The sequence below is a fragment of the Gordonia sihwensis NBRC 108236 genome, assembly GCF_000333035.1.
Classification (GTDB): domain Bacteria; phylum Actinomycetota; class Actinomycetes; order Mycobacteriales; family Mycobacteriaceae; genus Gordonia; species Gordonia sihwensis.
Genome location: NZ_BANU01000021.1, coordinates 40,490 through 49,739, shown reverse-complemented (window position 1 = coordinate 49,739; position 9,250 = coordinate 40,490). Strand labels below are relative to the sequence as shown.

Below are 9,250 nucleotides of genomic sequence, written 5' to 3'. Positions count from 1 at the left end.
ATGGTCCCTCGGGAGGCTCGAATGTTGGCTCCTCGAAAACGTGCTCCCCGCGCGAGCGGGGATGGTCCCAAGGGCAAGATCCCTTTCGATAAGCAGATCGGGTGCTCCCCGCGCGAGCGGGGATGGTCCCCTTTTGCCCGGACCAATCGCCGGAATTCCTCTGTGCTCCCCGCGCGAGCGGGGATGGTCCCGCCAGGTACAGGCGTTTGCGGATAGCGGGAGTGTGCTCCCCGCGCGAGCGGGGATGGTCCTCCGTCAGCCATTGCCGCCTCCACAGAGGATGAGTGCTCCCCGCGCGAGCGGGGATGGTCCACTCCGGAGCATACGGTGGTCCAGCACCATCGAGTGCTCCCCGCGCGAGCGGGGATGGTCCGAATGCTTGGGCGGTGGTGCGTATCGTGCTCCCCGCGCGAGCGGGGATGGTCCGCAAGTGATCGATCGCGCCAAGTCCATGATCGGGTGCTCCCCGCGCGAGCGGGGATGGTCCCTCGTCCCCGCGCCAGGCCACGGCTCCGGATCGGTGCTCCCCGCGCGAGCGGGGATGGTCCCAGCGCGAAATTCAGGCTGTCGCCGCTCTTGCGGTGCTCCCCGCGCGAGCGGGGATGGTCCCTTGCGGAGCAGCCACAGCATGGTGGCCTGCTCGTGCTCCCCGCGCGAGCGGGGATGGTCCCGGCATAGGAAACGGTTTTCGCTGAGTGACTTAGTGCTCCCCGCGCGAGCGGGGATGGTCCGTTCTCGGAGTGGTGCTTCACCAAGCGGTACGTGTGCTCCCCGCGCGAGCGGGGATGGTCCCTCTTCTTTGCACTCGACGCACTCGACGTTGGTGTGCTCCCCGCGCGAGCGGGGATGGTCCGTCCTTGAACGAGACCTTCCCCTTCGACACCATGTGCTCCCCGCGCGAGCGGGGATGGTCCCAACCATCCTGTTTAAGCATTACGTCATTACCGGTGCTCCCCGCGCGAGCGGGGATGGTCCCCCCTGGAAGGAGCCCCATCATGTACCTCGCCGTGCTCCCCGCGCGAGCGGGGATGGTCCCCGGACGGTGGGGCTCAGTGCGGTAGCGATGCGGTGCTCCCCGCGCGAGCGCGGATGGTCCTCGGAGGCGGTGTGCGCTTCAGCCTTCGCGATGGTTCTCCCCGCGCGAGCGGGGATGGTCCCACGACACAGACATCCGACGCACACGGCCCGATGTGCTCCCCGCGCGAGCGGGGATGGTCCCAAGCGCGGCAGCGACGGCGACAACGGCCGCATGTGCTCCCCGCGCGAGCGGGGATGGTCCCCCGTTGAGGACCACGAGCGCGACCTGTGTCGGGTGCTCCCCGCGCGAGCGGGGATGGTCCCACTGCTTCTGCGATGCGCGCATCTCGAGGCTCGTGCTCCCCGCGCGAGCGGGGATGGTCCCTTCGGAACCACCGTCAAGGCGGCGTATCAAGTGTGCTCCCCGCGCGAGCGGGGATGGTCCCGGAATCATGATGCTTAACCATGATCAAGCCATGTGCTCCCCGCGCGAGCGGGGATGGTCCCTTCGCGTTGCCGATCCAGGTCGGTCCTCGCGGGTGCTCCCCGCGCGAGCGGGGATGGTCCCGAGACAACGTTCTCGTCTGCAACAACCTGGTCGTGCTCCCGCGCGAGCGGGGATGGCCCGGCCTGCGCCGGGTCGGTCTCTATCAGGTCATCGATCTCTGCCTCGATCGACGCGAGCGTCACCCACGGCGACGAGATGTAGACCTCCTCGAGGATCTTCCGTCGGTAACCAAGCTCTGCCGTACGTGCCGGAGGGTGTGAGTGTCGAGTACCTCGAGCTCCGCAAGGATTGTCGTTCGCGTCGGTGTCCGCGCATCACGGATCGCCTGCGCGCCGGCCTTCGTGAACAGCCGATCCTGCTGCGCGCGCGAGAGCCCGTCGAAATGCACGCGGGCATCGAGGGCGGATCACGAAGGCCGAAGCCGAGGCGATCCGAAACTCACGCGGAGGACGAGCTCGGGCGCGGTCGGTGATGCCGGATGCGATCTATCGGGCCGCGGGCGGCGATCGCGACCTTGCGGTGGAACTGCTGCATCAGCACGGGTACATGATGGACCGGCCAGGCAGGTCTCGCACCGTTCGCGGTGGCGCGGAAATGACTCGACCGAAGGCAGCGCGCAGACCTGTGACTCAGGGAGGATCTACCCGGGGGGCGGCGGTCGCGTTCCTCCGAACAGGTGGAACCCTGGGGGCATGGACGTGCCGGAGGAGTACCCGCCGTTGGGCGATGGTTCCTCGATTCCCTTCACGCCGCGCAATGCTCCGATGCCGACTGTTGGAGATATGCGCAGGGTGTTGCACAAGCACCGGCACGGATCGACTGTTCCGAAGAAGTCGCACTTCCCGCGGTCGTGGTCCGATCAGGACATCGAAGACGCGTTGGAGTTGACTGTTCGCGCGCCGGACCGCGTGACCAGGGGCGGAGACAAGCTCCAGTTCACTCGGGAAGTCGACGGTGTGGAGGTTCGGGTGATGATCAGAACCGATCCACCGGGACCGCGGTTCTGGTCCGGATACCCAGCGCGGGGATAGACTCGTGAGCATGGACATCGAGGAGTTCGCGACCACGCTGGTGCGCCGTCATGGCACCGCGCTTGACGACGCCTCCCGAGACATGGCCACAGGTGCCCTTGACGCTGGCGAGTTCGAAGTCGCGGCGATCATCGTCGCAGAGGACGCTGCGGACGTCTCGGCTGAGGAGATGGAGCAGTTGCTGGCGCTGTCCGCCGACTTCGATGAGCAGGACGTCGTGGTGGTGCGGAACATCGCGCGTCGCCTTGCGTCCTGAGTTATCCACAGGCCGACTGATGTCGGTGGTTACCCCTATGCCTTGAACGGCTGGAGGTTTCGTCCGTTTCTAGGCCCGACCGCGAGATGCGGTCGGGCCTTCTTTGTGTTGTCCGGGAGATCCGGACTCATCCGAGATGGAGCCTGTCATGTCGCATCGCACCTTCCGAGGACCCTGCATTCGATCATCGCTCCGTGCGCTCCGGAGGGGCGCCATCCGCGACTGCGGTTCTTCGCGATGGGCGAAGACAACAGCGGCGGCGACGGTGGGCACGATGCCGGAGGCGGCGGCGGTGGAGACGGTGGCGATGTCTTCAAGTCGGAGCACTCGAAGAACGCTGTCCCGACGGATCTGGTGTCGAAGCGCCAGGGGCGGGCTGCTGCGGAGCAGGAGCGAGACGCTCTGGCGCAGAGGCTCGCCGAGATCGAGGACAAGAACAAGACCGACGAGCAGCGCAAGCAGGAGGCCGAGGCCAAGCGCGACGCCGATCACCGCGCCGCTCAGCTGAAGGCCGACCAGTACGAGGCCACCGAGAAGGCGGGGCTGCCGCTGTCGTGGGCCAAGCGGATCGCGGGGGCGACCCCGGAGGAGATGCTCGCCGATGCGCAGCAGCTCAAGTCCGACATGGACGCTCAGTCCGCCGCCGGACACCGGACGGACGGTGCGGGCGTCGGTGGGGCGGGCGCCAACGACACGGCGGCGACGGCGGCACCTGGTGCCGCTCGTGCGTCTGTGTACTACCAGACCAGCAAGTAACGACCCCCGGCGGCGGCTGCCGTCGGGATCACTAGAAAGGAACAGCTCATGGCTGTCACTCTGGCCGAAGCCGCGGTTCTCTTCGAGAATCAGCTGTCGCGCGCCATTCACGAGATGTTCGTGCAGGAGTCCCCGATCCTGGACCGGCTCCCGCTGATGCCGATCGAAGGCAACGCGTACGCGACGACCAGGAGCAGACGCTGCCCGGTGTCGCGTTCCGTGGTGTCAGCGAGGCATACTCCGAGTCGACCGGCACGTTCAAGTTCTCCCCGCGCGAGCGGGGAGGGACGGAAGCGGACGCTGCCGCTATGCATCCGATACCTCCGGCCCGAAGCCGCAGCCAGTCCCGTTACGGAGAACGGCCGCTGAGCTCGACGATCCTCTACGCAACACGCACGGAACCTCTTCTCACTGCGCAAGTTAGCAAAGCCTAATACGCTGATACTTGGTTGAACCCGACTTCAACCAAGCCCTCCATCAGGGATGATCCGTGGGTACCTATGTCTGGCATCCTCGGATCGAGGTGGTCCCCGCCAGCGCGGGGTTTGCTAAGGAGGGCTCGGCCTGCAGCGGCAGGCCGAGCCCTCCTTAATTGAGACGATTCAAATCAATAATTGGGTGCCCATTTCTGGACTCGGTTGCATGCGTCACACCCACCTGCTAAACCTGACTCATGCCTAGCAAAGCACTCGGGTCGGACATTTCCGCCGCGGTCGTCGGCCTCTCCGACGCCGCGCGGTCGTTGTGGGCCAAGTCCGACTACACCGAAGGCGTCGAGTGGCTGCCGCTCTATCAGCACATGGCCGACGCAGCCGCCGTCGCCGGGATCCTGTGGGACGAGTTCCTTCCGAACGCAGTGAAGCGGGAGGTCGCAGCGGCGCTCGGCGACGACGCTGACCTCGCCCGCCGGATGCTCGTATGGCTCGCAGCATCACACGATTCAGGCAAGGCGAGCCCCGCGTTCTGCGTACAGGTAGAGCACCTGCGGGCGAAGGCCGAGGACGCCGGACTGCCCTTCCACCCGTCTGTCTGCCGGAACCGGTCGGCCTTGCCTCACTCGATGGCCGGCTACCTCGTCCTGAGAGATCGTCTGACACGCACACACGGTCTGGGCAAGCGGGAGGCTGCAGCACTGGCGGCCATTTCCCTCGGCCACCACGGCACCTTCGCTACCCCGCCACCCCACTACGATGGCGGCAGCGTCGAACTCCTCGGCACCGGCACGCAATGGGAGACGGTTCAGCGAGAACTCGTCGCATTCACTGAGACCCTCGCCGGCCTGACCACTGAGGACTTCACTGAACTCGGTTCACGCCTCATCCCCCAAACAGCGGCGGTCGTCGCGACCGGGCTCACGATCATGGCGGACTGGATCGCCTCCAGTTCCGACTCGTTCCCCCTGCGTACCAGCCCTCGTCCCGCACATGCAGCAACCGACGCTATGCGCGCCCTGAGGCTTCCTCCGCCGTGGTCAGCCGACCTCCCGGACGACAACGAACTATTCGCCGCCCATCTCGAACTTTCCGCGCCGAGACCGCTTCAGACTCGCTTAGTGGACCTCACCAGGTCCATCGAACGTCCGGAACTGATCATCATCGAGGCGCCGACCGGCGACGGGAAGACGAAGGCCGCGCTCGGCGGAAGCGAGGTCCTCGCCGCACGGTTCGGGCTCGGCGGCGTCCTGTTCGCGCTCCCGACGCAAGCGACGTCCGACGGGATCTTCGGCACCGTGCGCGAATGGCTCGATCTGATTCAAGGCGACGACGATGTCTCTCTCGGCCTGGCCCACGGAAAGGCACAGTTCAACTCCGACTTCCAGGCCGTGCCGCGCATGTCCTCGGTGTTCGACGACAGTCGAGACGGCCGCGCTGTGGCTCACTGGTTCCTCACCGGCCGCAACAAGCTCGCGACCATGTCGGACTTCGTCGTCGGCACGATCGATCAGCTTCTGCTCGGGGCACTGTGCGCCAAGCACGTGGTGCTCAGACACCTCGGAGTCGCGGGAAAGGTCGTTGTCCTCGACGAGGTCCACGCGGCCGACCACTTCATGCGCCAGTATCTGTGCCGCATGCTTACATGGCTCGCCGCATACGGAGTGCCCGTCGTCGCTATGTCGGCCACTCTCCCACCGTCGATCCGTCACGAATTGGTCAGTGCGTACAACGACGGGCTCGGCAGGCAGACTCCGAAACCCGCAAACGATGCCACCTATCCACGGCTCACATGCACGTCCGACAGCGGATCGACAGTGATCGCGGTGCCCTCGTCTGGGCGCAGCTCACGGTTGACGATCGATGAGTTGCCAGGCAATACAGACGAAATCGCGGACGCCGTACTCACGGCGGCTATGGGCGGCGGCAACATCGCCGTCGTCTGCGACACCGTTCGTCGCGCCCAGGACCTCTATCGTCTGTTGACCGACATCGTGCCACCGGAGGTTGAGATCGACCTCTTGCACTCGCGGTTCCTCACTCCGGACAGGATGCGGAAGGAGCAACGTCTCCGAGAGCGGCTCGGACCCGACGCCGAACGGCGCGACGGTCCGTTGATCGTGATCGCGACCCAGGTCATCGAGCAGTCGCTGGATATCGACTTCGACGCCATGTTCAGCGACATCGCACCGATCGACCTCCTGATCCAGCGCGCCGGTCGACTGCATCGTCACGGTCACAAGGACGCCTCCCGACCGTCGGCACATCAGACCCCACGGCTTCGGATCACCGGATTCGCACGCAGAGACGACGCGGCACCGGAATTGGACGCCGGCTGCCGGGCCGTCTACGGCAAGTCCGCGCTGTTGCGCTGCATCGCCACACTCGACGAGCACTTCGCCCGTCATGACGTGATCGTCAGCCCGGACCATGTCTCCGGTCTCGTCTCGCACGCATACGAATCGGTGACCGCACCGCCCGGATGGGAGACCGAGTGGGAGGACGCCGAGGCATCTGCTGACGAAGTACGCGCCAAGAAGGCACAGCGCGCACGCTCGTTCTTGATCCCGGCTCCGGCGAAACGCCCGCTCGTCGGCTGGGCCGATCAAGCTGCGCTCGCATCCGATCCCACAGGCGAACGCAGTGTGGCACAGGTCCGGGACTCGGAGGACACGATCGAAGTTGTCGTGATCCAACGGATGGCCGGCCGCCGCATCATTCCCGAGTGGGCGACGGAGATGGCAGGCGAAGACGTTGATTTCGCAACCGTCATCGAAGACGACATCGCGCGCGCCGCCGCGATGAACACTCTCCGACTCCCCGGATTCCTGGGCTCGGCCGGGATCGGCGACGCACTCATCGCTGAACTCGAAGACAACTGCATCGACACCTGGCAGAACTCACGCTGGCTTCGAGGCGTGCTGCCCCTAGTTCTGGACCGCGATGGAAACGCCGAACACGCCGACCATCACTTCCACTACGACGACGACCTTGGGCTGGTCGTCACCCCATTGGAGAAACTATGACTGAACCGAACTTCAATCTGGTCGATGAGCCGTGGATTCGCGTGCGCCTCTGCGACGGCCGGTCCGACACGGTCTCGCTCCGAGCGCTCTTTCACCGCTGCACTGAAATCCGGCGCATCGCCGGTGAACTCCCGACACAGGACTTCGCGATTCTGCGCATCGCGCTCGCAGTGATGTACCGAACGCTGGGCACGGACGAAGAGATCCATGACGTCTGGACCTCCGGTTCGCTACCGCTGGATCGCATCGACGAATACCTCGACCAGTGGCACGACCGCTTCGACCTCTTCCATCCGACACAACCGTTCATGCAGGTCGCTGGGTTGCGGAGTACTTCCGGCGACACTAAGCCGCTGGGCATTCTGATTCCCGACTCGCCGGGCGACGACAGCCTCTTCACCATGCGGCGAGACGTTGCATCGTTGCCGTTCGCCGAGGCCGCACGGTGGCTCGTCCATTGTCAGGCCTACGATTTCGACGGCATCAAGACCGGTGCGGCAGACGACCCTCGGACCAAGGGCGGGCGCGGCTATCCCATTGGCATCGGCTGGGCCGGATGGCTGGGCGGGCTGTATCTCGAGGGTCGCGATCTCCGTGAGACTCTTCTCCACAACTGGGTGCCTGACAATGATCATCTGCAGCGAGATCGTGCATTGTGGGAGCTCGAGCCGCTGACGCCTGAGCCGCGGCCGGCATCGGCGATCGGGCCGTTCGGTCCCGCGGGTCTGTTCACCTGGCCGATCCGTCACATCAGACTCTTCGCGGACGGGGACCAAGTGACCCGAGTGCTGATCTGCGTCGGTGATCCGATCGCGAAGGCGTTCCAGTACGGGATCGAGCCGATGACATCGTGGCGTTACAGCGATCCTCAGACGAAGAAGGAGAAATCGCAGACCCCGTTGTACATGCCGCGCGCTCACTCCCAGGAGAGGTCGCTGTGGCGCGGACTCACCGCACTCCTGCCGTCGCCCAGGCCGCAGCAGGACAAGAACGGCGTGGTCTTGGCCCATCCGTCGACGATCGTGGCACGCCTCGGCGAGCGCGTGTCCATCGGTGACATCCCCAACAGCCTCGTCGACGTCGTATCCGTCGGCGTCGAGTACGGCGCGCAGATGTCGAGCTATTCGGAGATCTTCACCGACAGTCTCGTCGTCTACCCGGCGATCGCCGACCCCGAGGGATCCTCGTACGCCTGCGTCATCGACGCCGTCAAGCGCGCCGACGACGCGGTCAGCGCGTTGGCGCGACTGGCGGGCGATCTCGCCGTCGCCGACGGCGGCGAACCGGCCGGCGCCGCATCGGCCGCGCGGTCCGCCGCGTACGCCGCCCTCGACCCACGCTTCCGGGACTGGATCCGATTCGTCGACAATGATCGCGACAGCGAAGAGCTGTCGCAGGCGTGGTACGGACTGGCCCGCGACGCACTCTCCGATCTCGCTGACCAACTCCTCGATTCCGCCACACCGCGATCACGCGCAGTCAGAACCGTCGACGGTCGACAGGTCTCGGCCGGCACGTCGGCCAACTGGTTCCGGTACAACCTGCTCAAACATCTCCCCGACGCCCGAAAGGACCATGCGAAATGACCGATGGCACCGAAGCCCGAGAGCGGTACGGCATCAACAGGCATGTGGCCAAGCGCGCCGCCGACCTCTACGCGGGGGCCCGCAGGAACAGCGGCCCGGCCGTGGCCGCGTTCGCCAAGCTCCGGCGAGCGGCGACCAGCCAGATCGGCGAGGATCCCGCGGCCTGGCAGGTCGCCTTTCTCGGGTATCCGACGCCGGACGGCGATTTCCCGTTTCCCACCTTCGACGAACAAGCCGTCTACGACGCACTCCGGCTGTATGCGCTCCACCAGCAGTCGAAGAACGAGCCGATGCACGTCGACGGCCCCTCCTTCGGTACCGCCCTGAGCCGGCTCGCCCACACCGAGTCCTCCGACGGCCCCAGCGAACCGGTGCTCAAGCGCTTCAATGCACTGGTTACCGCAGACAGTCCGGAGGAGACCCGATGGCATCTGCGGAGTCTCGTCGGCCAACTCCGCGCCCACGGGATTCCACTGGACTACGGCCGTTTCGCCGATGATCTCGCTGCCCTGGCCGGCAAGCAACGCAAGGGCACCGCCCCCGGCGAGTCCAGGCGCAGAGTGCAACTCCAGTGGTCTCGTGACTTCAGCCGCACTCCCCAAACCACCGCCGAATCTGTTTGAACACGTCCCTCGAATA

The 9,250-nt window shown here is 65.8% G+C and carries 5 protein-coding genes and 1 CRISPR repeat array; all 5 genes read left to right on the top strand.

The genetic code is table 11. From position 1 onward, the window contains the following. Positions 1–40: 40 nt before the first annotated feature. Positions 41–1,585: direct repeats of the CRISPR family, unit length 29 nt; unit sequence GTGCTCCCCGCGCGAGCGGGGATGGTCCC. 981 nt (positions 1,586–2,566) lie between these two features. The 5 genes from GSI01S_RS13815 to casB all read left to right on the top strand — a co-directional run bounded on the left by GSI01S_RS13815 (position 2,567) and on the right by casB (position 9,234). After that, positions 2,567–2,812 carry a hypothetical protein gene (locus GSI01S_RS13815; protein WP_006897201.1) on the top strand — a complete coding sequence of 82 codons (246 nt, stop codon included), beginning with the start codon at positions 2,567–2,569 and terminating at the stop codon, positions 2,810–2,812. Positions 2,813–3,049: 237 nt separating this feature from the next. Beyond that, positions 3,050–3,568, top strand: a complete 519-nt coding sequence (locus tag GSI01S_RS13810; protein WP_006897200.1) for a hypothetical protein — start codon at positions 3,050–3,052, stop codon at positions 3,566–3,568. Between the two features lie 673 nt (positions 3,569–4,241). Then, positions 4,242–7,025 carry a CRISPR-associated helicase/endonuclease Cas3 gene (locus GSI01S_RS13805; protein WP_006897198.1) on the top strand — a complete coding sequence of 928 codons (2,784 nt, stop codon included), beginning with the start codon at positions 4,242–4,244 and terminating at the stop codon, positions 7,023–7,025. Beyond that, positions 7,022–8,611, top strand: a complete 1,590-nt coding sequence (gene casA, locus GSI01S_RS13800) for a type I-E CRISPR-associated protein Cse1/CasA (RefSeq protein ID WP_006897197.1) — start codon at positions 7,022–7,024, stop codon at positions 8,609–8,611. Before GSI01S_RS13805 ends, casA begins: the two co-directional genes overlap by 4 nt. Continuing rightward, positions 8,608–9,234 carry a type I-E CRISPR-associated protein Cse2/CasB gene (gene casB, locus GSI01S_RS13795; protein ID WP_006897196.1) on the top strand — a complete coding sequence of 209 codons (627 nt, stop codon included), beginning with the start codon at positions 8,608–8,610 and terminating at the stop codon, positions 9,232–9,234. The genes casA and casB overlap by 4 nt, the downstream gene beginning before the upstream one ends. Positions 9,235–9,250 lie beyond the last annotated feature (16 nt).